The sequence below is a fragment of the Roseovarius sp. MBR-79 genome (genome assembly GCF_053628555.1).
Genome location: NZ_JBRJGP010000009.1, coordinates 148,892 through 173,262, shown reverse-complemented (window position 1 = coordinate 173,262; position 24,371 = coordinate 148,892). Strand labels below are relative to the sequence as shown.

The window sequence follows — 24,371 nt, the reverse complement described above, 5'->3', positions numbered from 1 at the left end:
CCTCATTCGGCCGCGACGGACGCGCCGGGCGCGGTCTCGCGTTCCCTGGAAATCGCGGCGCTCATACGCTCGGACCAGTTGCTGTGCTGGATGACGAACAGCCCCTCATCCTCGGTGCGTGCCCCTGACAGGATCGGGCTGATGCCAAGGGCCTTGGCATCTTCATCCGGGCCTTTGATCCATTGGGTCGCGCCGCGGGTCAGGTCGTTCCACTTGGCGTGGGCGGCCCCGGCATAGCCGCGCTGCGTGGCGCGGAATTCCTCGGTATCGTCGGGGGTTGCCATGCCGGAGGCGTTGAAGAAATCCTCATACTGGCGGATGCGGCGGGCGCGGGCCTCGGGGGCTTCGCCCTTGGGCGCGATGCAATAGATCGTCACCTCGGTCTGATCGACGCTGATGGGGCGGAACACGCGGATCTGGCTGGAAAACTGATCCATCAGGAACACGTTGGGATAAAGGCAGAGGTTGCGCAGCACGCCCACCATCCAGTCGGCCTTGGTCGCGCCATATTTCTCGGTCCACTCATCCTTGCGCGGATAGTTGGGGCGGTTGGTCGGGTCGGCCCATTCCGTCCAGAGCAGGATATGACCGTTGTCATAGGCGTGAAAGCCGCCGCGCTGCTTGGCCCATTTGCTGGCGTCGGTGGCCTTGATCGCGTCTTCCTTGCCGTCATCGGTGCGGTGCGCGGTGGTGGCGACATAGTTCCAATGCACCGCCGACACATGATAGCCATCGGCGCCGTTTTCGGCCTGAAGCTTCCAGTTGCCGTCATAGGTATAGGTGGACGAGCCGCGCAGCACCTCAAGCCCCTCATCGGCCTGATCGACGATCATGTCGATCATCTTGCGCGCCTCGCCGAGATAGTCCTCGAGCGGTTTCACATCGGCGCTGAGCGAGCCGAACAGGAAGCCGCGATAATTCTCGAACCGCGCCACGCGGGTCAGGTCGTGGCTGCCATCCTTGTTGAACTGCTCGGGGTAGCCCGCGCCATTGGGGTCTTTCACCTTCAAGAGCTTGCCGGTGTTGGAAAAGGTCCAGCCGTGAAAGGGGCAGGTGAATGTTTTCTGGTTGCGCCGCTTGAAGCGGCACAGCTGCGCGCCGCGATGCGAGCAGGCGTTGACGAGGGCATGCAATGCGCCGTCCTTGTCGCGGGTGATGACAACCGGCGTGCGCCCCATGGTCAGGGTGAAATAATCGCCCGGGTTCGGAATCTGGCTTTCATGCGCCATGTAGATCCAGTTGCCCTCGAAGATGTGCTTGATCTCAAGCTCGAACAGATCTTCGTCGGTAAAGATGTCGCGGCGGCAGCGGAAAATACCGTTTTCCGGATCATCCTGAATGGCGCCGTCGATACGGGCCTCGAATTCATCAAGATTGGATTGTGTGAACATCGTCGGGTCTCCTCCTGATCGCCGCGCCGCGTCCTCGCGCGGTTTGGCTGGGTTTGGTCTCGTGCCGCCGGTTATTGCCCGGCGGCGGCCTTGATGCGTTGGCCGCTGTCGCGGCGGAAAAAGGCGATCTTGTCGGGGTCAAGCCGCGCGCCGATGCCGGGGCCGGTCGGGACCTCGACGCAGAAATCGCGGTAGATGATCGGCTCTGCCAGAATGTCCTCGGTCAGCAGCAGCGGGCCAAAAAGCTCGCAGCCCCAGTGCAGCGTCTCGACGGTTGAAAAAAGGTTCAGCGCGGCGGCAGTGCTGAGCCCCGTTTCCAGCATGGTGCCGCCATAAAGCCCCAGCCCCGCCGCCTGCGCGATGGCGATCACCTCGGAGGCGCGTTTCAGGCCGCCGGATTGGCCGATCTTGACGGCAAAGACATCGGCGGATTTGGTGCTGGCCACTTCCAGCGCATCCTCCGGGCCGTTCAGCGCCTCATCGGCCATGACGGCGATTTCATAGCTGCGGGTCAATTCGGCCATGGCGCGGCGAAAACGGGCCGGGATCGGCTGTTCCACCAACTCGCAGCCCGCATCCTGAAGGCCCCTCAGCCCCCAGCGGGCGTCTTGCAGCGACCAGGCGGTGTTCACGTCAACCCGCACGCTGGCGGCATCGCCGACGGCCTGCTTGATGCGCGCCACATGCGCCACGTCCTCGCGCACGGACCGCTTGCCGATCTTCAGCTTGAAGATGTTGTGGCGGCGGGCCTCGATCATCTGCAGCGCCTCGGCAATATCGGTGTCGGAATTGCCCGAGGCCAGCGTCCACGCCACCGGCAGGCGGTCATGCACCGCGCCACCGAACAGTTGCGACACCGGAACGCCAAGCCGCTTGCCCAAGCCATCCCAAAGCGCGATCTCGACCGCCGTCTTGGCGATGCGGTTGCCCTTGACCAGCTTGTCGATCAACTGGATCGCCCCGTTCACGTTATCCGCCTCAAGGCCGATCAGGGCGGGCGCGATATAGGTGTCGATGGCCGACCGGATGCTTTCGGGGCTTTCCGCGCCATAGCTGAGCCCGCCAATCGTGGTGCCCTCGCCGATACCCTCAGAGCCGTCCGAGAACCGGACCCGGACCAGCACGGCGGTTTGCACCCGCATCGTGGCCATGGACAGCACATGTCCCCGGATGGTCGGGATATCGAGGATCAGGGTCTCGATCTGGTCGATCTTGGTCACGGGGTTCACCACATCTGCAAGTTTCGTTGAGATGCAGATTGCCTGTTGGGGGGCGTGTATGTCGATGATGGGTGGGGTCTTGGGTGATACCCTGCCGTATCACCCGAAGCCGCAACTCAACGCGGCAGGAAGGCAAGCCGCATCTGCTTTTCCGTCTCGATCAGCGCAAAGAAGGCGACCCCGACCGCGATGATCACGATCCCGTCGAAGAGCGGCACGGCTTGGGTGCCGAATACAGCCTGAAACGGCGGCAGGTAGGTGATGGCGCATTGCGCCGCGGTCACGGCGATCACGCAGGCCCAGACGACCCGCGTGCCCCTTGCCGCGGCCCAGGTCAGGGAGGGGCCATGGATATTGCGGATGAAGAACATGTAGAAGACCTGAAGCACGACGAGCATGTTCATCGCCATGGTCTGCGCGAGAGGGGTCGGATAGCCCTTGTCCATGGCGTAGAAATACACGCCGAAAACCGCCGTCAGTATCAGCGCCGAGACAAGCACGATCTGCCAGATCAACCTCCCCGTCAGGAGGGGCGCATCCCGCGCGCGCGGCGGGCGGCGCATGGTGCCGGGCTCGGACGGCTCGAACGCGAGCGCCAGACCAAGGGTGACGGCCGTGACGAGATTGACCCAAAGGATCTGCACCGCCGTGATCGGCAGGGTCATGCCGGCAAAGAGCGCCACCATGATGGTCATCGCCTCGCCCGCGCTTGTGGGCAGGGTCCACCTGATCACCTTCCTGATGTTGTCATAGACGGTGCGTCCCTCGCGCACCGCCGCGGCGATGGAGGCGAAATTGTCATCGGCCAGAACCAGATCGGCGGCTTCCTTGGCGGCCTCGCTGCCCTTGAGACCCATGGCGATCCCGGCATCCGCGCGTTTGAGGGCGGGCGCATCATTCACGCCGTCGCCGGTCATCGCCACGGCCAGCCCGCGTGCCTGCAACGCAGTGACAAGGCGCAGCTTGTCCGCCGGAGATGTGCGCGCGAATATATCCGTCGCAACAGCCGCCTCGGTCAACGCGGCATCGTCCATCGCCTCAAGCTCGGCACCGGTCAGGACGCGCGTGCTGTTCGTGAGGCCGATCATGGTGCCAATGGCGCGCGCCGTCGCGGCATGATCGCCGGTGATCATCTTGACGCGAATACCGGCGGCATGACAGTCCGCGACCGCCGCAATGGCTTCGGGGCGGGGTGGGTCTATGAGCCCGACAAGGCCGATCAGGGTGAGTTGCCCGTCAAGGCCCCCGGCGGTCAGGGTTGCCTGATCCGGCTGTGCCATGCAGGTGGCAACCGCGATCACCCGCTGCCCCTCTGCCGCGAGTTCCTCGACCTTGACGTGCCAATGGGCCGCGTCGAGCGGACCTGTCGCGCCGCCGTCGCCACGCTGACCGGCGCAGAGTTTCAGCACCGCCTCGGGCGCGCCCTTGACGTGGATGAATGACTGGCCGCCGGGATCACGATCCAGCGTCGCCATGTAGCGATGCGCCGCATCGAACGGGATCGCATCAAGGCGTCGCCAGTCTTCAAACGATGTATGCCCATCGCCCGTTATCTTTCCGGCAAGCGCCGCCAGCGCGCCCTCCATCGGGTCGCCCTCCACGCGCCAGTCATCACCATGGTATTGCAGCGCGGCATCGTTACAGAGCGCGGCCACGCGGGCAAACTCGCCCAGAACGGCGTGGTCATCGGGATCGGCATCGGCGTCGCGCCACTGCAGCGAGCCATGCGGTGCATATCCGCTGCCACCGACCGAGAACACATGCCCTTGCGTCGCAAGTGCCGTCACCATCATTTCATTGCGCGTGAGCGTGCCGGTCTTGTCGGTGCAGATCACCGACACGGCCCCCAGCGTTTCAATCGCAGGCAGGCGGCGGATGATTGCGTTGCGCCGCGCCATCGCCGTCACACCGACCGCAAGCGTGATTGTCATGACAGCAGGCAACCCTTCGGGAATCGCCGCGACAGAGAGGCCGACAACCGCCATGAAAAGGTCGCGAAACGGCATGTGGCCGACGAAATATCCGTAGGTCAGGACCGAGGCGGCGACGATCAGGATGAACACCGTCAGCCAGCGCGCGAACAGGTCCATCTGCGCCACCAGCGGCGTGGTCAGTGTCTCGACGCTGCCCAGCATCCCGCTGATGCGTCCGATCTGGCTCTTGCCGCCGGTGGCGGTGACCACGCCGCGCCCCGTGCCCGCCGCGATGAGCGTGCCGGAGAACAGCATCGACGATTGGTCGCCAAGCGGCGCATCCGCGGCGACCGGCGCGGTCGCCTTGTCCGTGGGTACGGATTCCCCGGTCAGGATCGCCTCTTCCGCCTTGAGGCCGCGCGCCTCGATCAGCCGCAGATCCGCAGGCACCCGGTCACCCGCCTCGACCAGCACGATATCGCCCGGCACCAGATCAGCGGCGTCGATGCTTGTCCTTTGCCCGTCGCGCAGCACGGCGCAATGCGGGGCAAGCATGGTGCGGATCGCGGCCATGGCCTGTTCGGCACGGCCCTCCTGCACGAAGCCGATGATTGCATTCGCGATGACCACGGCAAGGATCACCCCGGTATCGACCCAATGCCCCAAGGCCCCCGTGACCGCCGAAGACGCCAGCAGCACGTAAATCAGCACATTGTTGAAATGCCCGAGAAAGCGCAGGATCGGATGGCGTCCGGGCGGTTCGGGCAGTCGGTTCGGGCCATGTTCCGCCAGACGGCGCATCGCCTCTTGGGTGCTCAGCCCTGCTGCGGTCGCTCCAAGGGCGTCCAGCACGGCCTGATGCGGACGGTCATGCAGGGTTTGGCCTTGAACGGGGTCGGTCATCGGTTTGCCCTTTCGGTCAGCGTCGCCGATCCCGGCAACAGGCGTATGAACATCCCCCGCCGAACTGCGATAATCGCCCGCGACCCTTGCCGGCAGATCAGATGGCGGCGTTCGGAAATGTGGACCTCGACCAGCAGACGTGTATTCTGGCAGTAATGGATGGCATGCCACATCGTAGTTGACGCCTGTGTGCGGCGACTTGATTCAAATCAGGGGCACCGCGACCGAATTGGGCCAGAGTGGCGATGACCATGGCCGCCAGGGTCCAGGTCGCAACCGTCGCGTCACAACCTAACGTAAGCAGGCGGTTGCCTCCCCGCCGCACAACAGGCGAAATTTGCATGGAGACGTCGTGGACAAGAAGCAGCACATCCATTTCTGGTCTTTCGCCGCCACCTTGATGGTGCGTCTGCTGGTGCAATGTCGATCTTGCGGTGCGCGATCTGATTGGTTCGGCCTACGCCCGTGCGGTGGACCTCTTGCGCCACAACCACGATGATCTGGAAGCCGGCGCGCGCCTGCTGCTGGAACGAGAAACGATCACGCCCGATGATTTTGCTCCCCCTGAAACCAACCGAGGCCGAAGCCGCATGACCCGCAAACCAACTCGCAGCCGCACCCGCCCGGCCAACGACGCGCCCGCACCGTGCCTCCCGGCCGTGGTGCCGCCCGCGCCGGTGCCCGCAGCCGACGCAGCCGAGCCGCATCTCCATGCCGCCCTTGACCGCAGTGCGATGGCCAGCCTTGCACGGTTCACCGGCGGGCTCTCGCCCCATGCGATGATTGACGCCTGGAGCGACTGGGCGATGCATCTTGCGCGCGCGCCGGGGCGGCAGTTGGAATTGATCGAGCGGGCGCAGGCCAATGCGATGAAGCTGGCGCAATACAGTGCTGCGCAGATGATGGGCCTGACCCCGGAAAAACCCTTTGCGCCCGGACGTTATGACACGCGCTGGACCCATGAGGGCTGGAATGACGCGCCCTTTGCGCTCTGGCAGCAGGGATTTCTGGCCACGCAGGACTGGTGGCACGCGGCCACCTCCGACCTGCGCGGGTTGCGCCGCCAGAACGCCGACCGCACCGGATTCCTGATGCGGCAGCTTCTTGATACCGTGTCGCCCGCGAACTTCCCGCTCGCCAACCCCGAAATCCTCGAGCGGACGCGCGCGACGGGCGGGCGCAACCTGATAGAGGGGGCGGCACATTACGCCGACGACGCACGCCACATCCTCGCGCAGGAACATCGCCCCGTGCCTGAGACATTCGCCCTGGGCAAGGCGCTGGCCTGCACGCCGGGGGCGGTGGTCTATCGCAACGAGTTGTTGGAACTGATCCAGTATTCCCCAACCACCGACAAGGTGCAGGCCGAACCGGTGCTGATCGTGCCCGCCTGGATCATGAAATACTACATCCTCGACCTCTCGCCCGAGAACTCGCTGATCCGCTGGCTGGTCGCGCAGGGCTATACGGTGTTCTGCATCTCGTGGCGCAATCCCGGCGCGGAGCATGCGGAATTGTCGCTGGAGGATTACCGCACGCAAGGTGTCATGCAGGCGCTGGAGGTGATCAACGAGATCGTGCCGGGCCAAAAGGTGCATGCCAACGGATATTGCCTCGGCGGCACGCTTCTGGCCATCGCGGCGGCGGCGATGGCGCGTGACTGTGACGACCGCCTCGCCTCGGTCACGCTGATGGCGGCACAGGTGGATTTCGCCGAAGCGGGCGAATTGCTGCTTTTCCTCGACGAAAGCCAGGTCGCGTTCCTCGAGGATCTGATGTGGTCTCAGGGCTATCTGGACCGTCCGCAGATGTCCGGGGCCTTTGCCGCGATCCGCGCGGAGGATCTGATCTGGTCGCGCGCGGTGCGGCGCTACTGGCTGGGCGAGCCGGATCTGCCCACGGATATCACCGTCTGGGTCAATGATACCACGCGGATGCCTGCGCGGATGCATTCGGAATATCTGCGCGGGATATTCCTTGATAACCGCGTCACGGCAGGGCGCTTCGCGGTTGAGGGACGGGTGATCGCGCTCAAGGACATTTCCGTGCCGCTTTTCACCATCGGCACCGAGACCGACCATATCGCGCCCTGGCGCTCGGTCTACAAGACCGCGCTGTTCACCGATTGCGACATGCATTTCCTGCTGACCAAGGGCGGCCACAATGGCGGCATCCTGTCAGAGCCGGGCCACAAGGGGCGGCATTACCGGATCGGCCACCGCCCCGCCGGGGCGCATTACCGCGACCCTGACACATGGCTGGCAGCGCATGACCCCGTGCAAGGGTCCTGGTGGCCGGAATGGGGCCGCTGGCTGGAGGGGCACAGCAGTGGCACGGTGCCCGCGCGTGTGCCCGGTGATCACCCCGATCACCCCGCCCTTGCCGAGGCGCCGGGATCATATATCCATCAGGACTGAGATAGCCCGGACGCCGAAGGACAGCAGGCCGGGCATGGGAATGGTGCGGACGGCGGGGCTCGAACCCGCACGATCATACGATCGAGAGATTTTCGTACCTGCTACGGTTTTCACCGCCGACGCAGACGCGCCGTTCGTGGTCTGGACTATCCCTTCACCATCACCGGGTCCCCGGCCTTAGGTGCTGCCCGTCTAGTCTCTACACCTTCCGTCCGAGTTGAGGTCTCGACCGGCTTGGCTCGGGATTGGCATGGGCCATGATCACGGCCGTTAGCTTTCCCCGAATTTGAGCAGTTCTGCACCCGGCGTTTCCACCGGGGCACTCAAAACATGGCTTAAGTCTCTTGTGTCTACCGATTCCACCACGTCCGCATTCCGGCTTCAGCATATCACATAGAACGTCGCCAAAGGCTACCGCCGTTCTGCCCCTTGTCTCCTGTGGCGGTGGCGGCGTGCGCTCAGATCACATCGCCAAGCGCGTTTTCCTTGACCGCCTGCATCGCCACATAGGTTGAGGTGTTGGACACATGCGGCAAGGTCGAGATCTGTTCCGCCAGGACGCGGCGGTAATCGGCCATGTTCTGCGTGCGCACCTTGAGCAGGTAGTCGAAGTTCCCGGCGATGAGATGCGCCTGCTCGATTTCGGGGATCTTGGCCACCGCCGCGTTGAAGGCGGCCAGCGCCGCCTCGCGCGTGTCATGCAGGCGCACCTCGACAAAGCTCACATGATCGAGCCCCAACCGGATCGGATCAAAGAGCGCGCGATAGCCGGTGATGACGCCCGCGCTCTCCAACCGGCGCAACCGCGCCTGCGTGGGCGATTTCGACAGGCCGATCTCGCGCGCCAGATCCGTCACGCTGATCCGCCCGTCCGTCGCCAGAACCCGCAGAATCGCCCGGTCGAAGCGGTCGAGGTCGGAATATTCACTTTGGCTCAATTCTGCCCCCTGAACGATCCAATCGCCTGTCAATCGCACATCAATCGGGAAATGTCACCACCAAACCGATGCTATCATGATCATGACACATTGGGGGGTTTCCATGCCATACGACACCGATATTCGCCGCGCCATCGACCTTGCCACCTATGCCGATGAGAGCGGGGTTCTGGCGCGCCTCACGGATCTCGCCGCGCTGAGCGAGGCCGACCGCGCCCGCATCACCGCACGCGGTGCCGATCTGGTGCGCGCGATCCGGGGACAATCGAGCCCCGGCCTGATGGAGGTGTTTCTGGCCGAATACGGGCTTTCCACAGATGAGGGCATTGCGCTGATGTGTCTCGCGGAGGCGCTCTTGCGGGTGCCCGACGCCGACACCATCGACGCGCTCATCGAGGACAAGATCGCGCCGTCGGACTGGGGCAAACATATGGGCCACTCCACCTCGTCGCTGGTCAATGCCTCGACCTGGGCGCTCATGCTGACGGGCCGCGTGCTCAAGGACGAGGCCCCCGGCCCCGTGGGCCACCTGCGCGCCGCGATCAAGCGGCTGGGTGAGCCGGTCATCCGCACCGCCGTGGGTCGCGCGATGAAGGAAATGGGCCGTCAGTTCGTTCTGGGCGAGACGATCCAGGGCGCGATGGACCGCGCGGCAGGGATGGAAAAGAAGGGCTATACCTATTCCTACGACATGCTGGGCGAGGCCGCGCGCACCGATGCCGATGCCACGCGCTATCACCTGAGCTACAGCCGCGCGATCAGCGCCATTGCCAATGCCTGCACCCACAAGGACATCCGCGCCAACCCCGGCATTTCGGTGAAACTTTCGGCGCTGCATCCGCGTTACGAGGTGGCGCAGCGCGACGCGGTGATGGCGGTGCTTGTGCCGCGCCTGCGCAGCCTCGCGCTTCTTGCGAAGTCGGCGAAGATGGGCCTCAACATCGACGCCGAAGAGGCCGACCGCCTGTCGCTCTCGCTCGACGTGATCGAAACCGTGCTCTCGGAGCCTGCGCTGGCGGGCTGGGACGGGTTCGGCGTGGTGGTGCAGGCTTACGGTCAGCGCGCCAGCCACGTGATCGACTTTCTCAATGACCTCGCCACGCGGCTCGACCGCCGCATCATGGTGCGGCTGGTCAAGGGGGCCTATTGGGATACCGAGATCAAGCGCGCACAGGTCGCGGGCGTTGACGGCTTTCCGGTCTTCACCTCCAAGGCGGCGACGGACATCAGCTATATCGCCAATGCGCGCAAGCTGCTGTCAATGACCGACCGCATCTATCCGCAATTTGCCACCCACAACGCCCACACCGCCGCCGCGATCCTCGACATGGCCAGCGACAAGCGCGCCTTCGAGTTCCAGCGCCTGCACGGCATGGGCGAGGCGCTGCATGACATCGTGTTGAAGGCCGAGGGCACCCGCTGCCGCATCTACGCCCCTGTGGGCGCGCATCGGGACCTGCTGGCCTATCTGGTGCGGCGTCTCCTGGAAAACGGGGCCAACTCCAGCTTCGTCAACCAGATTGTCGATGACAGCGTGGCCCCCGAGACCGTCGCCCGCGACCCGTTCGACGCGGTGAACGATCCCGCGCCGCACCTGCCCACCGGGCCCGAGCTGTTCCTGCCCGAGCGGCCCAATTCGCGCGGCTTCGATCTGCGCCACCAACCCACGCTCGACGCCATCGAGGCGGCGCGCGCACCCTTTGCCTCGCACAAATGGGACGCGGCACCACTTCTGGCGGGCAAGGCGCAGCCTGAGGCACCCGAACGCGTCGAGAACCCCGCCGATCCCGCAGACAGCCCCGGCACCGTGGCGTGGGCGTCGAAAGCGGATGTGGAAACCGCGCTCGCCGCCGCCGCCCCGTGGGAGGCGTCAGCGACCGAACGCGCCGCGATCCTTAACCGCGTGGCCGACCTTTACGAAGAAAATTACGGCGAGATATTCGCGGTTCTCACACGCGAGGCCGGCAAGTCGATTCCCGACGCCGTGGCCGAATTGCGCGAAGCGGTGGATTTCCTGCGCTACTACGCCGCGAACGCGCCCGAAGCGGCCCCCGTGGGCACCTTCACCTGCATCAGCCCGTGGAACTTTCCGCTCGCCATCTTCACCGGCCAGATAGCCGCCGCCCTTGCCGCTGGCAATGCGGTGCTGTCGAAACCCGCCGAACAGACCCCGCTCATCGCGCATCTGGCCGTGACCCTCATGCACCGCGCGGGCGTGCCCGCCACGGCTTGCCAACTCCTGCCCGGTGCGGGTCAGGTCGGTGCGGCGCTCACCTCTGACGCGCGCGTGGGCGGCGTGGCCTTCACCGGCTCGACCGACACGGCCCTGAAAATCCGTGCGGCGATGGTCAAACACCTCGCCCCCGGCGCGCCGCTCATCGCGGAAACCGGCGGGATGAACGCAATGATCGTGGACAGCACCGCGCTCCCGGAACAGGCGGTGCAGGCGATTGTCGAATCCGCTTTCCAATCCGCCGGGCAACGCTGTTCGGCGCTGCGCTGCCTTTACGTGCAGGAGGATATCGCGCCGCATTTCACCGAGATGCTGACCGGCGCCATGGATGCGCTCACCGTGGGCAACCCGTGGCACCTGAGCACCGATTGCGGCCCGGTGATCGACGAGGAGGCCCGAGCCGGGATTGCCGCGCATATTCAGCAGGCCCGCGCCGAGGGGCGGCTCTTGCACGAACTCAAGACGCCCAATGCCGGCACCTTTATTGCGCCCACACTTATCAAAGTCGGCGGCATCGAGGATATGGAGCGCGAGATTTTCGGCCCGGTGCTGCATCTCGCCACCTTCAAGTCGCGCGATCTTGACCGCGTGATCGGGGCGATCAACGCCACCGGCTATGGCCTGACCTTTGGCCTGATGACCCGGATCGACGACCGCGTGCAGCACGTGACCGAGGCGGTCCATGCGGGCAATATCTATGTCAACCGCAACCAGATCGGCGCCATCGTGGGCTCCCAGCCCTTTGGCGGCGAGGGCATGTCGGGCACCGGCCCCAAGGCGGGCGGGCCGCATTACCTGACGCGATTCACCGCGCAGCCCGCACCGGTGCAGGGCCAGAAATGGGAAACCGCGATGCCCGTGCGCGACGCGCAAGCCGCGCTCGACAAGGCCAATGCCGCAGGTCACGCGCCGCGCGCGGCGCTGGTGCTGCCGGGGCCGACGGGTGAGTCGAACCGCCTCACCACGCATCTGCGCGCAGCCCTCCTCTGCCTCGGGCCGGGGGGTGAGGCCGCAGCGGCCCAGAAACGCGCGATCGAGGCCCTTGGCGGCGTGGCGGTCGCGGCAACAGGCCGGGTGGACCCCGAGGCGCTTGTCACCATGGGCGGGCTCTCGGGCGCGCTCTGGTGGGGCGACGCGGACGAGGCGCGCGCCTATGCGGGTGCCATGGCGCGCCGCGCAGGGCCGATCCTGCCGCTGATCACCGGGCGGCCCGATCTGGGCCACGCGCTCCACGAGCGTCACGTCTGCGTCGACACCACCGCGGCAGGCGGCAACGCGGCGCTTCTGGGTGGCATGTCCTGACCGCGCGAGAGCCCGAAATCTTCAAAAGATTTCGGGCCGCTTTCTTTTCAAGAAAGCGGTGCCTCGCCCGAGCGTTTGCGCCTTTTCGGGAGGGCGCAACCGCGCTAGCTTCACCGTATGTTCCCGATCCGCGATCACAACCCGTCACAGCGCACGCCCTATGTGACCTATGCGCTGATTGCCGCCAATATCCTGATTTTTATCGGGTACCTGCCGCTTTTCGGGGATGAGCGCGCGCTCATGCGCTTTTATTTCGACTATGCGATGATCCCGGCGAAGGTCACGCAGGGGGGCGTGTGGTCAGGCATCGTCACTTCGATGTTCCTGCATGGCGGGCTCATGCATCTCGCGGGCAACATGCTGTTTCTCTGGATTTTCGGCGACAATCTCGAGGACCGGATGGGCCATCTGCCCTATCTTGCCTTCTACCTTGCGACCGGCATCGCGGCGGGGCTGGCGCATATCTTTGGCGGGCCGCTCTCGCAGGTGCCGACGGTGGGCGCGTCGGGGGCGATTGCCGGGGTGATGGGCGGCTACCTGCTGCTTTTCCCGCGCGCGCGCGTTGATATCCTGCTGATCTTCATCATCTTCTTTCGCATCATCACGATTCCTGCCGCACTTGTGCTGCTTTTGTGGTTCGCCATCCAGGTGTTCGCCGGGCTGGGCAGCAACCCCGATGCGGGCGGCGTTGCCTATTGGGCGCACGCGGGCGGATTCGTGGCGGGGATCGTGCTGGCGTTGCCGCTCTTTCTGCGGCTCGGCGGGCCGCGCTTCTGGGAGTTGCATGGTGGTGTGCCGCCCAACCCACAGGCGCGCTACGAATTTCGCCACACCTCCATTCCCCGCGTGAGGCGACGCCGATGACCCATGCCCTCAAGGCCACCTGCCATTGCGGCGCGGTCGAATTGCGCGTGACCCTGTCCGATGGTCTGGCAAGCGCGCGCCGCTGCGATTGCTCGTTATGCGCGCGGCGCGGGGCGGTGGCGGTCTCGGCCCCGCTCGGGGGCGTGGAGGTGGTGCGGGGGGCCGACAATCTTGCAAGATACACTTGGGGCACGCACACCGCGCAGCACTGGTTCTGCAAGACCTGCGGCATCTACACCCATCACCGCCGCCGCTCGAACCCCAATGAATACGGCGTCAACCTCGCCTGCCTGGAGGGCTGTCACCCGCGCGATCTGGGGGAAATCCCCTGGGTGGACGGGGTCAACCACCCGTCTGACCGCTGATCACGGCAGGATCTGCAACCAGCCCCAGGCCGTCAGCACCGTCAGCCCCGTGGCAATCAGCACGCTTGAGGCGGCCACACGCTTGGCATGGCCATACATGTTGGCAAAGATATAGGCGTTGACCCCCGGTGCCATCGCCGCCGTCACCACCGCAGAGCGCAGCGCCCCGGGCGACAGGTCCAGCACCAGCCCCAGCCCGTAGGTGATCGCCGGATGCGCCAGAAGCGAGATCGCGCAGACATAGAGGATCGCGCGCATGTCGCCCTCGGGGCGGTATTGCACCAGAACGCCCCCCAGCCCGAAAAGTGCGGCGGGCAGCGCCGCGCGCACCATCAGGTCAAGCGCATCGCCAACCGGCCCCGGAATCGGCAGCCCCGACAGGTTGACGGCAAATCCCGCGGCAATCCCGAGAATGAGCGTGTTCGAGAACATCGCCCGAAAGACCTTGGCCGCCACCTGCCCCGCGCTCTGTCCGCGCGCGCGCGCCACCTCCATCGCGGTGATGCCGATGCCGTAGCAGAACGGCGAATGGATCGCGATGATGGCGAAATTGGCCGAGAGCGCGCCAAGCCCATAGGCGCGCTCCATGATCGGCAGGCCCAGAAGAACAGAGTTCGAAAAGAGGCTGGCAAAGCCGATGGCCACCGAATCCTCCCATGACCGCCCGAAGAGGACCCGCGCGCCGACAAGCCCCAGCAGAAACCCCGAAAGCGCGCCGCCATAGAAACTCAGCAGCAGGCGCCAGTCGAAATTCTGCGCCAGATCGAGCCGCGCGATGGCCGCGAACAGGAGGCAGGGAATGGCGAATTTCTGGGTAAAGGTCATCAGACCGTCCACCCCCGCCGTGCTGAACCAGCCGCGCCAGACCGCCAGATACCCGAACCCGATCACCAGAAAGACCGGAAGGATGACCTCGATCAGCGCCTGCACCGGCTCAGACCGGGTAGCGGATCACCATTCCGTCAAAGGCGGGGGTGATGTGATCGGGCGTTTCGGCGTCGATGGTCGCATAGTCGAGGTCGATATGCATGTTGGTCAGAACCGCGCGGCGCGGGGCGGCGCGCGCGATCCACTCCAGCGTCATCTCGAGATGGGCATGGGTCGGGTGCGGCGTGCGGCGCAGCGCATCGACCACCCAGCAATCCAGACCCTCGAGCAGGGGCCAGACCGGCTCGGGGATCTTCACCGCGTCGGGCAGATAGGCGAGGCCGCCCACGCGAAAGCCAAGCGCGTCGATACTGCCATGACCCACCGTGAAGGGCGTGAGCGTGATCGCCCCCCCTGCCCCCTCGACGGTGAAGGCCCCGTCGATCGTGTGCATGTCAAGGATCGGCGGATAGGGGCTGTCCTCGGGCTGCACGAAGGCATAGCCGAAGCGCGCATAAAGCGCGTTCTGCGTGTCGCCATCGGCCCAGACCGGCAGGCGCTGCCGCATGTTGAAAACAATCATCCGCAGATCGTCGATACCGTGGACATGATCGGCGTGCGCATGCGTATAGGCCACCGCATCGAGCCTGCCTATGCCCGCGTCGAGCAGTTGCGCGCGCAGATCGGGCGCGGTGTCGATGAGAACGCGGGTGGTGCCGTCCGTCGTTTCGCGCTCGATCAGCAGGGAACAGCGGCGGCGGGTGTTGCGCGGGTTGGTCGGGTCACAATCGCCCCAATGCCCCCCCAGCCGTGGCACCCCCCCCGACGAGCCGCACCCGAGGATGGTAAAGCGCAACTCGCCCATCACAGCACCGCCTTGGGGAAGAGCCGTTCGAAATTGGCCTCAAGCTGCGCGGCAAACGCCGGCCAGTCCATGCCGAAGACCTCGGCCCCTTTTTGCGCGGTATGCACCGTGTAGGCAGGCTCGTTGCGGCGACCGCGATGGGGCGGCGGCGCGAGATAGGGCGCGTCGGTTTCGGCAAGGATGCGCTCCACCGGGGCGGCGGCGAAAATATCCCGCAACGCCTGGCTCTTCGGAAAGGCCACGATCCCCGACATCGACAGGTAAAACCCCAGATCGAGCGCCGCCCGCGCCAGCCCCGCCTCCGACGAAAAACAATGCATCACACAGGTATAGGGGGCGTTCCTGAACTCTTCGGTGAGGATCCGGGCCATGTCCTCATCCGCGTCGCGGGCATGGATGATCAGCGGCAGCCCGGTTTCCTGAGCCGCCGCGATATGGATGCGCAGGCTCTGCTTTTGCACCTCGGCGCTCTCGGCGGTGTAGTGGTAATCAAGGCCGGTCTCGCCGATGCCCACGAATTTCGGATGCGCGGCCAGCGCCACGAGCGCGTCAACCGTGGCCAGCGGCTCCTCTGCCGCGCTCATCGGATGGGTGCCTGCGGCATAGAAGACCGGCGCATGTGCCTCGGCTATGGCGCGCACCTGCGGTTCGTTGCGCAGCCGGGTGCAGATCGTCACCATCCGGTGCACCCCCGCCGCACGCGCGCGCGCGATCACCTCGCCCAATTCGCCGTCGAAATCGGGAAAGTCGAGGTGACAATGACTGTCGGTGATGCGGTTCGTGCCGGTCATGGGCCTCCGATGGCCGGGTCATCCCCCGGCGGTCTCCTTGATCCTGAACACGGTATCTAGGAGCAGCGCGGCAGGGTCAAGATTGACCGACAGACCATGACGCGCCCGCGCGCCCACCTCTTCCGAGAGCGCGGCCCAGACTTGCGCGCGGTGCGGATCGGGGGCCAGCCGGGCCAGAAGCGCGGCCTCGCCCTTTGCGGCCTCGATCTCGGGGGGCATACCTGTGGCCCCGGTGCGGGCAAGCCGCACGAGAAAAAGGCCGATGAGCGTGAACAGAAGGTCGCGCCGCGCCTCCGCGCCACGCATGGCCGCCGTTTCGGCCAGCCGCAGCGCGCGCGGGCGGTCAAGGCGCGGCAGGCTCTCCATCAGCGCCACCCATTCGGCATAGAGCGCCAGACCGCCAAGGGATGCGATGCGCACCGCCGCGCCCACCGATCCGCCCGCCAGTTCCGCCAGCGCCGCCGGATCGCCCTCGGGGTCGATCCCCGCCTGTTGCAAGGCGCGCGCCATATCGGGCGCACCGAGCGGTGCCAGCCGCAGCATCCGGCAGCGCGAGCGGATCGTCGGCAAAAGGCGCGAGGGCTGATGCGCCACCAGCAGCAGGACCGTGCGCGTCGGCGGCTCTTCGAGCATCTTCAGAAGCGCGTTCGCGGCCTGCGTGTTCAATTCGTCCGCGGCATCGACGATCACCACCCGCCGTCCGCCATCCGTGGCCGACATCCCGAAGAAATTCGCCAGCTTGCGCACCTCGACGACGCGGATTTCCTGCGCCAGCCGGTCGCCCTTGTCATTGGGACCGCGCCGCAGAAGGAACAGCCCCGGCTCCGACAGCGCCCGCAGCCGCCGCGCGACGGGGTGTTCGGGGTCTACATCGAGGCTCTCGGGCGGGGGCGACGCGCCGAACAGGCCCTCCTCCGCCGGGGTCTGACTGGCCAGCAGAAACCGCGCGATGCGCCACGCGAGCGTGGCCTTTCCGATGCCCTGCGCCCCGGTCAGAAGCCAGCCGTGATGCAGCCGCCCGGTGGCATGGGCGTCAAGAAATTCGGCCTCCGCCGCGCCCTGCCCGAAAAGCCGGACCGTCTCGCGCGGGTGCGGTGCGCCCTCGGCGCGGTCGGGTTCGGGCAGCGCCTCGCTCATGCCAGCCGCGCGGCGACCACGCGCGCCACCTCCGCCGCGACCGACTGCGCCTCGCCCGCACCGTCGATCACCTGCACGCGCCCGGGTGCCTCGCGGGCCAGCGCCAGGAACCCCGCGCGCAACCGCTCCTGAAGACCCAACCCGAAGGATTCGAACCGCGCCTCGCCGCCACCGCGCGCCTCCGCGCGCGCCAGACCCATGGCCGGGTCGATGTCGATCAGGAGCGTCAGATCCGGCTCCTGCCCTATGACCAGCCGGTGCAATTCGTCCACCAGCGGACGCAGATCGGCCCGGCCCACGCCCTGATAAACCCGCGTGCTGTCGGCGAAGCGGTCCGAGATGACCACCGCGCCGCGATCAATCGCGGGCGCGATCACCCGCTCCAGATGGTCGCGCCGCGCGGCGGTGAAGAGCAGCACCTCGGTCTCCGGCGACCAACGGTCGCCCGCGCCCGTGAGCACCAGCTTGCGGATCTCCTCGGCCCCCGCGCTGCCCCCCGGCTCGCGGGTGAGCACCACCTCGCGGCCCTGTCCCCGCAGCGCTTCGGCCAGAAGGCGCGCCTGCGTGGACTTGCCCGAGCCGTCGATCCCCTCGAAGCTGATGAAGTGACCGCGCGCGCTCAAAGCGCCCCCTCGGGACCCTCGCGCAGACGGGTGAGAAGCAACCCCGAAACCGTGCGCAACCGGGTCATGAACCCGCCGGGTGCCACATCCGAGGCCGCCACCAGCGGCACCCGCGTTTCGGGCAGGCCCTCGGGTGCAAACACGAGTTCGGCCAACACGTCGCCCTTGACCACCGGCGCGCGCACCGGGCCGGTATAGACCACCTCGCCCGCGATCCGGTCAGCCCCGAGAATGGGCAGGAGCGTGTCGATATCCTCGGCGGGCATCAGCCCCACACGCGGCACATCGCCCATCCAGACCTCGGCCTCGGCCACCACCTCGCCTGCGCGCGCAAGCGATTTCTGCGCGAATTGCCGGAACGCCCAGTTGACGATGGCCTCGGATTCGCGGGCGCGGTCGGCGGCGCTGTCCAGTCCGGTGATGGAGAAGATCACCCGGCGGTCGCCCTGCACCGCCGAGCCGACAAGACCATATCCCGCCTCGCTCGTATGCCCGGTCTTGAGCCCGTCCGCGCCGATCCCCAGACCCAGAAGCGGGTTGCGGTTGTAAATATTGGCGGGCGCGCGCCCGTCAAAGCGAAACTCGGTCTCGGCGAACATCGGGTAGAATTCCGGGAAATCCTCGATCAGCCGCCGCGCCAGAAGCGCCAGATCGCGCATCGACATGACATGGCCCGCCGCAGGCCAGCCGCTCGCGTTCTGAAAGACCGAATTGGTCATTCCAAGGGCTTGCGCGCGCTGTGTCATGAACCGGGCAAAGCCCGGCTCCGTGCCGTCGGGGCTGAGCGCCTCGGCGATGACCACGCAGGCATCGTTGCCCGAGAGCACGACGATCCCGCGCAGCAGGTCCTCGACGCGCACCCGGTCGCGGGTGTTGAGAAACATGGTCGAGCCGCCAAAGCTCATCGCGTGTTCCGACACGGGCAGCCGCTCATCCAGCGTCAGCCGCCCGTCGCGGACCGCCTCGAAGGCGACGTAAAGCGTCATCAGCTTGGACATGGACGCAGGCGGCAGCGGCTCGTCGGCGTTCTTGTTCAAAAGCACCGTGCCCGTGGTCACATCCACCACATAGGCCCCCCGCGCGCTCGTCTCAAAGGCGGCGGCAGGCAGCGCCAACATGAGCGCGGCCAGGGCTGCAATCCAAAGGCGCACCATTTTCAGGGCCCTCCCCGGTCAGTTGGTGACGGGATAGGCGTCGGCAAAGCCCATCCCCTTGATCTTGCCCAGCACGGCGGAGAGGTCAGAGGCCGTCGTGGCCGGGCCGACGACCACGCGCCAGAACGGCTTGCCCGCCGACGTCTGCGCCAGAACCGTCGGCACCATCCCCGCCTGCCGGAGCGCGGTCGCGGTGTTGCGTGCGTTCGTCTCGACGCTGAAAATCCCGACCTGCACAAAAGGCGTGCCGAGGCTAGACGCAGGGCGCGCCGGGGCGGCGGGTTTCGACGACGCCTCCGGCTCTGCCTGTGCCGGCGCGGTGCCGGCCTCTGCGGCATCTATGGCGGCAGCGGCCCCGGCCACCGGATCAAGGGCCGTCGCCTCGATCTCGGCGGGGGCGGCGATCTCTTCGACCTCGGCGGGGGCGTCCTCCTCCACCGGGGTCTCTTCGCGGCGCAGCGCGGTCACGTTGAGCTGCGCGGGCGCGCCCGCCAGCATCTCGAGCGTGACCGCCGCATCGGACGAGACCTGGAACGCCGGTCCGGGCAGGTCGCGTTGCCGCCGGAACAGCGCGCCGATCACGAAGGTGCCGTTCGCGGTGTTGCGGATGATCACGCGCTCGGGGTCGGTCACATCGGGATGCGCCACCCAGACCCCGCCAAGCGAGGGCCGCCCGTCCCAAAGCCCCATATCGGTTTTCTGAAAGACCTGCGGCGCCTCCACATCGCGCTCCACCAGCCGCACGGACCTGCCGCCCGATGCCGCCTCGCGCGCCGCCGGTTGCCCGAAACTGAAATTCCCGCTCTCATCGCAGGCCGCAAGCCCGAACACCGCCAGCCCCGCCAATACGCGCCCGGCCCTCATCACCGCTGTCACCCGATCCATCCTGCGCCCCTTGCACCTGCGTTCTTGCGGGCGTGTCCCCGCCCGGTCTTGGTTTTCGCGCAGTCTAACCTGTCCAATGCTGCGTGAAAAGCACCCCGGCCCGCCTTGCGCGGATTTTCCCCATCAGGGCTTTGCAGAATCGCCCGCGCAGGGCTAGGGACACTCTACTCGCGGCTGGGAAGGGTGGCAGAGTGGTCGATTGCACCGGTCTTGAAAACCGGCGATGTGCAAGCATCCGTGGGTTCGAATCCCACCCCTTCCGCCACAGGCCCGATCATGCCCGGTCATGACGTGACCGGAGCGCCGGACCGGATGGTCTTGCTCATTCTGCAAGCTCAGCCTTGCACAAGCTCTGGTTGACTGTCTCCGGCTTCCTGCCCCACCTTGACTTGCATAGATCAAGAAACTTACAGGCGAATCGAGGCAACACATGCAACAGGCACTGATCCCCACCGTCGGACTGGTATGCCGACTCTGGTTGGCAGTATTTTTCATGGCTCATGTGAGCAGTTATCTCGCACCCGAGACGGCCGGGGTGATTTTCGGGTTTTCGGGTCACAGCGTGATCACCGGGGCTGCGGTGCTCGATCTGGGCGTGGCCGGACTTCTGGCGCTGATCGCGCTCTGGTTGCTGCTCGGGATCTACAGCCGGGTCGTGGCGGTCATCGGGATCGTGGTCTGCACGGCGGCGGCGGCGCTCTATCACGGGCCGGTTCTTAGCCCCGAACGCGTCTTGGCGCTACTTGCGGTGGCGATCCTCGCCGTCACCGGCGGCGGGCGTCTGCGTCTGCACGCGGGCGGCTGGCGGCTGCGCGACATGCTCTGACACGGCAGAGGCGGCGGGTCACTCCGCCGCCTCGCTTTCGCGGGTCGTGCCCACCACGCCGAGCGACTTGAGCTTGCGATGCAGCGCGCTGCGCTCCATGCCGACGAATTCCGCCGTGCGGCTGATATTGCCGCCAAAGCGGTTGATCTGCGTCATCAGGTATTCCCGCTCGAAGGCCTCGCGCGCCTCGCGCAGCGGCAGGGTCGCGATCGAGCCGGAGATGATCACCCGCCCCTGCTCCAGCGGTGCCGCGCTCTCGCCCGGTAATTCACTTGCGGAAATCGGCCCGCCGCTGTCGCCAAGGATCAGCACCCGCTCGATCACGTTGCGCAACTGGCGCACGTTGCCGGGCCAGGTCATCGTCTGCAAGAGCGCCGCCGCCTCTTCCGAGAGCGCGCGCAGCGGCAGGCCCTGCGTGGCATTCAGAAGCGCGATGAAATGCTGGGCCAGTCGCGGGATATCCTCGCGCCGCTCGTCGAGCCCCGGCACCCGCACCGGCACCACGTTGAGCCGGTGATAAAGCTCGCGCCGGAACCGGCCGGCGGCAATCTCGGCCTCCAGATCACGGCTGGTCGAGGAAATCACGCGCAGATCGACCTTGACCTTGGTGCTGCCCCCCGCCCTCAGAAAGGTCTGATCGACCAACACCCGCAGGAGCTTGGACTGCGTGCCCTCGGGCAGGTCGGCCACCTCGTCGAGATAGATCACCCCGCCATTGGCCTCCTCCAGCAGACCCGGCGCCACACCCGTCTCGGGGCTTTCGCGGCCGAAGAGCACCTCCTCCATGCGTTCCGGCGCGACCGAGGCGCAGGCGACGGTGACAAAGGGGCTCTGGCTGCGCGCCGAATGGGCGTGGATATAACGCGCCGCCAGTTCCTTGCCCGATCCCGCAGGCCCGCTCAGCATCACCCGGCCATTGGATTTCGTGACCTTCTCCAACTGGCCCAGAAGCGCGCGAAAGGGGGGCGCGTCGCCCAGCATTTCCGACGGGGCCGTCTCGCGCCGCTTGAGCGCCTGATTTTCACGGCGCAGGCGGCTTGTCTCCATGCCGCGCCGGATCACCACCATCAACTGATCGATGTTGAAGGGCTTTTCGATGAAGTCATAGGCCCCTTGCTTGATCGCCGCGACGGCGATCTCGACATTGCCATGGCCCGAAATGATCACCACCGGCACATCGGGGTAATCGCGCTTGACCGCCTTGAGGATGTCGATGCCATCCATCTGGCTGTCCTTGAGCCAGATATCGAGGATCAGAAGGCCGGGTTGCTCGGCCCGGATCGCCGCCATCGCCTCGTCGGAATTGCCCGCCCGCCGCGTGGTATAGCCCTCATCCTCGAGAATATCCGAAATCAGCTCGCGGATATCGCGTTCGTCATCGACAATCAGAATGTCACTCATGGGTCCCCCTCACTCGGCCGCCCGGGCCTCACCTGTCGTATCGGTCGCCGACATCAGCGGCAGCCGCACCACCGCGCGCGCGCCCGCATGCGCCCCCGGCGAAAACGGCTCTGCATCCTCCAGCATCAGCGTTCCGCCATGCTCTTCGATGATCTTCTTGACGATGGGCAGGCCAAGGCCGGTGCCCTTGTCGCGCGTTGTCACATAAGGCTCGAAAAGCCGCGCGCGATCGTCTGGAAGGCCGATGCCGTTGTCGGAAATGGCAATGACGGCCTTGCCGTCCTCTACCCCGCTCTCGATGCGGATCGTGGGCAGGTGCCCCTCGGGCGCGCCCTTTTCCCGAAGGCTCTCGATCGCCTCGCCCGCGTTCTTGATCAGGTTGGTCAGCGCCTGCCCGATCATCGCCGGATCAATCCGCGCCGCCAGCGGCCCCTCGTCGAGCGCCAGGTCAAACCGCACCTCGGGCTGGCCCGCCTCCTGCAACAGCACCGCGTCGCGCAGCACCTTGCTCAGGCTCTCGGTGCGCGTCTGCGGTTCGGGCATGCGGGCGAACTTGGAAAACTCGTCGACGATCCGGCGCAGGTCATTGGTCTGGCGCACCACCACATCGGTCAACTCCTCAAGCTTCGCCGCCTCGTCCTCGGGCAGTTGGCGGGCGAACTTGCGCTTGATGCGTTCGGCACTCAGCGAAATCGGCGTCAGCGGGTTCTTGATCTCGTGCGCGATGCGCCGCGCCACGTCGCCCCAGGCGGCCATGCGCTGCGCGCTCACCAGATCGGTCACATCGTCGAACGCCACCACAAAGCCTTCGCGCTGCCCGCCCTCGGTGTGGCGCGTGGACATGCGCACCAGCAGGTTTTCCTGTCGCCGCCCGCGGGTGACGCGGATCTCCTCCTGGACAAAGCCGCCGGGGCTCTGCATCAGCCGGTCGAACAGCGTGCCGAACTCGGGCACCGCCATCGAGAGCGCCAGCGACTGCTGATCCTCCTTCCAGTCGAGCAGACGTTCGGCAGCGCGATTGACGAAGGTCACGCGCCCCTTGGCATCAAGGCCCACCACGCCCGACGAGACCGACCCCAGCACCGAATCAAACAGCCGCCGCCGCCGCTCGATCTGCCGTGTATTGGCCAGAAGCCGGTCGCGCTGGCCCTTCAACTGGCGGGTCATCTGGTTGAAATACCGGCTGAGCAGGGCAATTTCGTCGTCGCCCTCCTCCTCGCGCACCTGCGTTTCCAGATCGCCCTCACCCACCCGCTGCGCGGCCGCCGTGAGCCGCCCCACGGGCCGCGACAGGCGTTCCGCGAACCACATCCCCAGCCAGATCGCGGCAAGGATGAGAATGACGGCGAACCCGAAATAGACCAGCCCGAACTCGAAAAGGACCCGGCCCCGCTCGCTCTCGCGCTGCTTGTAAAAGGTGGCGGTTTCCTGTGTGTCGTCGAGCAGGTTGAGGATCGCGCCATCCACCGTGCGGCTCACGTAAAGCAGCCGGTCGGGAAAGGCGTCAAGCGGCAGGAGCGCGCGGAACTCGTCATTGTCCCAGTCGCGGATCACAAGCACACCCTCGGCGCGCGCTTCCGCGATCTGCTCAGGGGTCGGGCGCTCGTAATCGAAGAGATACGAGCGCTCGCCGCGCGCGCGGATCTCGCCTGTTCCGTCGATCACGAAGGCCTCCTTGAGGCCGCGCTGGATCTCGCGCTGTCCTGACGACAGCACCTGCCTTATGTCGCCATCGCCCATGAAGGCCGTGACGCGCCGTGTGGCGTCGATCACCCGCGCCAGAACCTGCGCGTCGGCCACCAGATCGCGGCGGTGTTCCTCTTCATAGGCCTGTGCGGCGGCCACGGAGCTATCGACCACGCGCCCGACCCGCTCGGAAAACCACGCCTCCAGCCCCATGTTGATCGACAGCATCGCAAAGACGGCGACCGAAATCGTCGGCAGCAGCGCCATCAGCGCAAAGACGCCGGTCAGCCGCAGGTGCAACCGCGAGCCCGCCGAGCGCGAGCGCCGCGCCGCCACCATCCGCGCCACCCGTTGCAGCACCAGCCCCGCAACCACCAGCACATAGACCATGTCCGCCAAAAGCACGAGCCGCAGCAGGTCTGACCCGCTGCCCCGGTCGAGCGGACCCATCACCAGATAGGTCAGAACCGCCAGCACCGGACCAAGCAGCACAAGGCCAAGCGCGCCCCAGCCCCTCAGTCTGCGCAACCGCGCCGAGCCGAAGGCACCGCGCATCGGTCCGCTCACATTGCGTGTCTGTGTTGCCACGC

General features: G+C 66.2%; 18 protein-coding genes and 1 tRNA gene. 6 read left to right on the top strand and 13 right to left on the bottom strand.

The window, feature by feature from the left end; genetic code table 11:
- Window positions 1-2: 2 nt before the first annotated feature.
- The 3 genes from benA to ACSSV8_RS11400 form a co-directional block, all read right to left on the bottom strand.
- A complete protein-coding gene (gene benA / locus ACSSV8_RS11410; RefSeq protein WP_454282510.1) occupies window positions 3-1,391 on the bottom strand; it encodes a benzoate 1,2-dioxygenase large subunit in 1,389 nt (462 codons plus the stop codon).
- A gap of 71 nt (window positions 1,392-1,462) precedes the next feature.
- Window positions 1,463-2,611, bottom strand: coding sequence for a muconate/chloromuconate family cycloisomerase (locus ACSSV8_RS11405; protein ID WP_454282509.1), 1,149 nt, complete (start codon window positions 2,609-2,611; stop codon window positions 1,463-1,465).
- A 116-nt stretch (window positions 2,612-2,727) separates the two neighbouring features.
- On the bottom strand, window positions 2,728-5,427 hold the full coding sequence (locus ACSSV8_RS11400; RefSeq protein WP_454282508.1) for a cation-transporting P-type ATPase: 2,700 nt from the start codon (window positions 5,425-5,427) through the stop codon (window positions 2,728-2,730).
- Window positions 5,428-6,017: 590 nt separating this feature from the next.
- On the opposite strand from ACSSV8_RS11400, the gene ACSSV8_RS11395 reads away from it, so the two are divergent.
- Window positions 6,018-7,844 carry a PHA/PHB synthase family protein gene (locus ACSSV8_RS11395; RefSeq protein WP_454282528.1) on the top strand — a complete coding sequence of 609 codons (1,827 nt, stop codon included), beginning with the start codon at window positions 6,018-6,020 and terminating at the stop codon, window positions 7,842-7,844.
- A gap of 458 nt (window positions 7,845-8,302) precedes the next feature.
- Here ACSSV8_RS11395 and ACSSV8_RS11390 read toward each other — a convergent pair whose 3' ends face one another.
- Window positions 8,303-8,782: an Lrp/AsnC family transcriptional regulator gene (locus ACSSV8_RS11390; protein ID WP_354537271.1), complete on the bottom strand. Its 480-nt coding sequence runs from the start codon at window positions 8,780-8,782 to the stop codon at window positions 8,303-8,305.
- A gap of 103 nt (window positions 8,783-8,885) precedes the next feature.
- On the opposite strand from ACSSV8_RS11390, the gene putA reads away from it, so the two are divergent.
- From putA to ACSSV8_RS11375, 3 genes are all read left to right on the top strand, one after another.
- On the top strand, window positions 8,886-12,317 hold the full coding sequence (putA, locus tag ACSSV8_RS11385) for a bifunctional proline dehydrogenase/L-glutamate gamma-semialdehyde dehydrogenase PutA (protein ID WP_454282507.1): 3,432 nt from the start codon (window positions 8,886-8,888) through the stop codon (window positions 12,315-12,317).
- A 117-nt stretch (window positions 12,318-12,434) separates the two neighbouring features.
- The gene (locus ACSSV8_RS11380) at window positions 12,435-13,181 is read left to right on the top strand and encodes a rhomboid family intramembrane serine protease (protein ID WP_454282506.1); all 747 of its coding nucleotides are present in this window, start codon (window positions 12,435-12,437) and stop codon (window positions 13,179-13,181) included.
- Window positions 13,178-13,546, top strand: coding sequence for a GFA family protein (locus ACSSV8_RS11375; protein WP_454282505.1), 369 nt, complete (start codon window positions 13,178-13,180; stop codon window positions 13,544-13,546). The genes ACSSV8_RS11380 and ACSSV8_RS11375 overlap by 4 nt, the downstream gene beginning before the upstream one ends.
- On the opposite strand, the gene ACSSV8_RS11370 is transcribed toward ACSSV8_RS11375, so the two are convergent.
- From ACSSV8_RS11370 to ACSSV8_RS11340, 7 genes are read right to left on the bottom strand one after another with little or no spacing between them, the layout of a single operon-like run.
- Window positions 13,547-14,476 (bottom strand): AEC family transporter, encoded by a 930-nt coding sequence (locus ACSSV8_RS11370; RefSeq protein ID WP_354537275.1) that lies wholly within the window; start codon window positions 14,474-14,476, stop codon window positions 13,547-13,549.
- Window positions 14,477-14,480: 4 nt separating this feature from the next.
- Window positions 14,481-15,278, bottom strand: a complete 798-nt coding sequence (locus tag ACSSV8_RS11365) for an MBL fold metallo-hydrolase (protein ID WP_454282504.1) — start codon at window positions 15,276-15,278, stop codon at window positions 14,481-14,483.
- Window positions 15,278-16,069 (bottom strand): TatD family hydrolase, encoded by a 792-nt coding sequence (locus ACSSV8_RS11360; protein ID WP_454282503.1) that lies wholly within the window; start codon window positions 16,067-16,069, stop codon window positions 15,278-15,280. Before ACSSV8_RS11360 ends, ACSSV8_RS11365 begins: the two co-directional genes overlap by 1 nt.
- A gap of 18 nt (window positions 16,070-16,087) precedes the next feature.
- On the bottom strand, window positions 16,088-17,206 hold the full coding sequence (locus ACSSV8_RS11355; RefSeq protein WP_454282502.1) for a DNA polymerase III subunit delta': 1,119 nt from the start codon (window positions 17,204-17,206) through the stop codon (window positions 16,088-16,090).
- Window positions 17,203-17,829 carry a dTMP kinase gene (gene tmk / locus ACSSV8_RS11350; protein ID WP_354537279.1) on the bottom strand — a complete coding sequence of 209 codons (627 nt, stop codon included), beginning with the start codon at window positions 17,827-17,829 and terminating at the stop codon, window positions 17,203-17,205. The genes ACSSV8_RS11355 and tmk overlap by 4 nt, the downstream gene beginning before the upstream one ends.
- Window positions 17,826-18,983, bottom strand: coding sequence for a D-alanyl-D-alanine carboxypeptidase family protein (locus ACSSV8_RS11345; protein ID WP_454282501.1), 1,158 nt, complete (start codon window positions 18,981-18,983; stop codon window positions 17,826-17,828). The genes tmk and ACSSV8_RS11345 overlap by 4 nt, the downstream gene beginning before the upstream one ends.
- 18 nt (window positions 18,984-19,001) lie before the next feature.
- Window positions 19,002-19,868, bottom strand: a complete 867-nt coding sequence (locus ACSSV8_RS11340; RefSeq protein ID WP_354537281.1) for an SPOR domain-containing protein — start codon at window positions 19,866-19,868, stop codon at window positions 19,002-19,004.
- 177 nt (window positions 19,869-20,045) lie between these two features.
- Here ACSSV8_RS11340 and ACSSV8_RS11335 point away from each other — a divergent pair.
- Both ACSSV8_RS11335 and ACSSV8_RS11330 read left to right on the top strand, forming a co-directional pair.
- Window positions 20,046-20,133 (top strand) — tRNA-Ser (locus tag ACSSV8_RS11335).
- 228 nt (window positions 20,134-20,361) lie between these two features.
- Window positions 20,362-20,694, top strand: a complete 333-nt coding sequence (locus ACSSV8_RS11330; RefSeq protein ID WP_454282500.1) for a hypothetical protein — start codon at window positions 20,362-20,364, stop codon at window positions 20,692-20,694.
- Window positions 20,695-20,712: 18 nt separating this feature from the next.
- On the opposite strand, the gene ntrX is transcribed toward ACSSV8_RS11330, so the two are convergent.
- Both ntrX and ACSSV8_RS11320 read right to left on the bottom strand, forming a co-directional pair.
- Window positions 20,713-22,095, bottom strand: coding sequence for a nitrogen assimilation response regulator NtrX (gene ntrX, locus ACSSV8_RS11325; RefSeq protein WP_454282499.1), 1,383 nt, complete (start codon window positions 22,093-22,095; stop codon window positions 20,713-20,715).
- A 9-nt stretch (window positions 22,096-22,104) separates the two neighbouring features.
- The gene (locus ACSSV8_RS11320) at window positions 22,105-24,336 is read right to left on the bottom strand and encodes an ATP-binding protein (protein ID WP_454282527.1); all 2,232 of its coding nucleotides are present in this window, start codon (window positions 24,334-24,336) and stop codon (window positions 22,105-22,107) included.
- Window positions 24,337-24,371 lie beyond the last annotated feature (35 nt).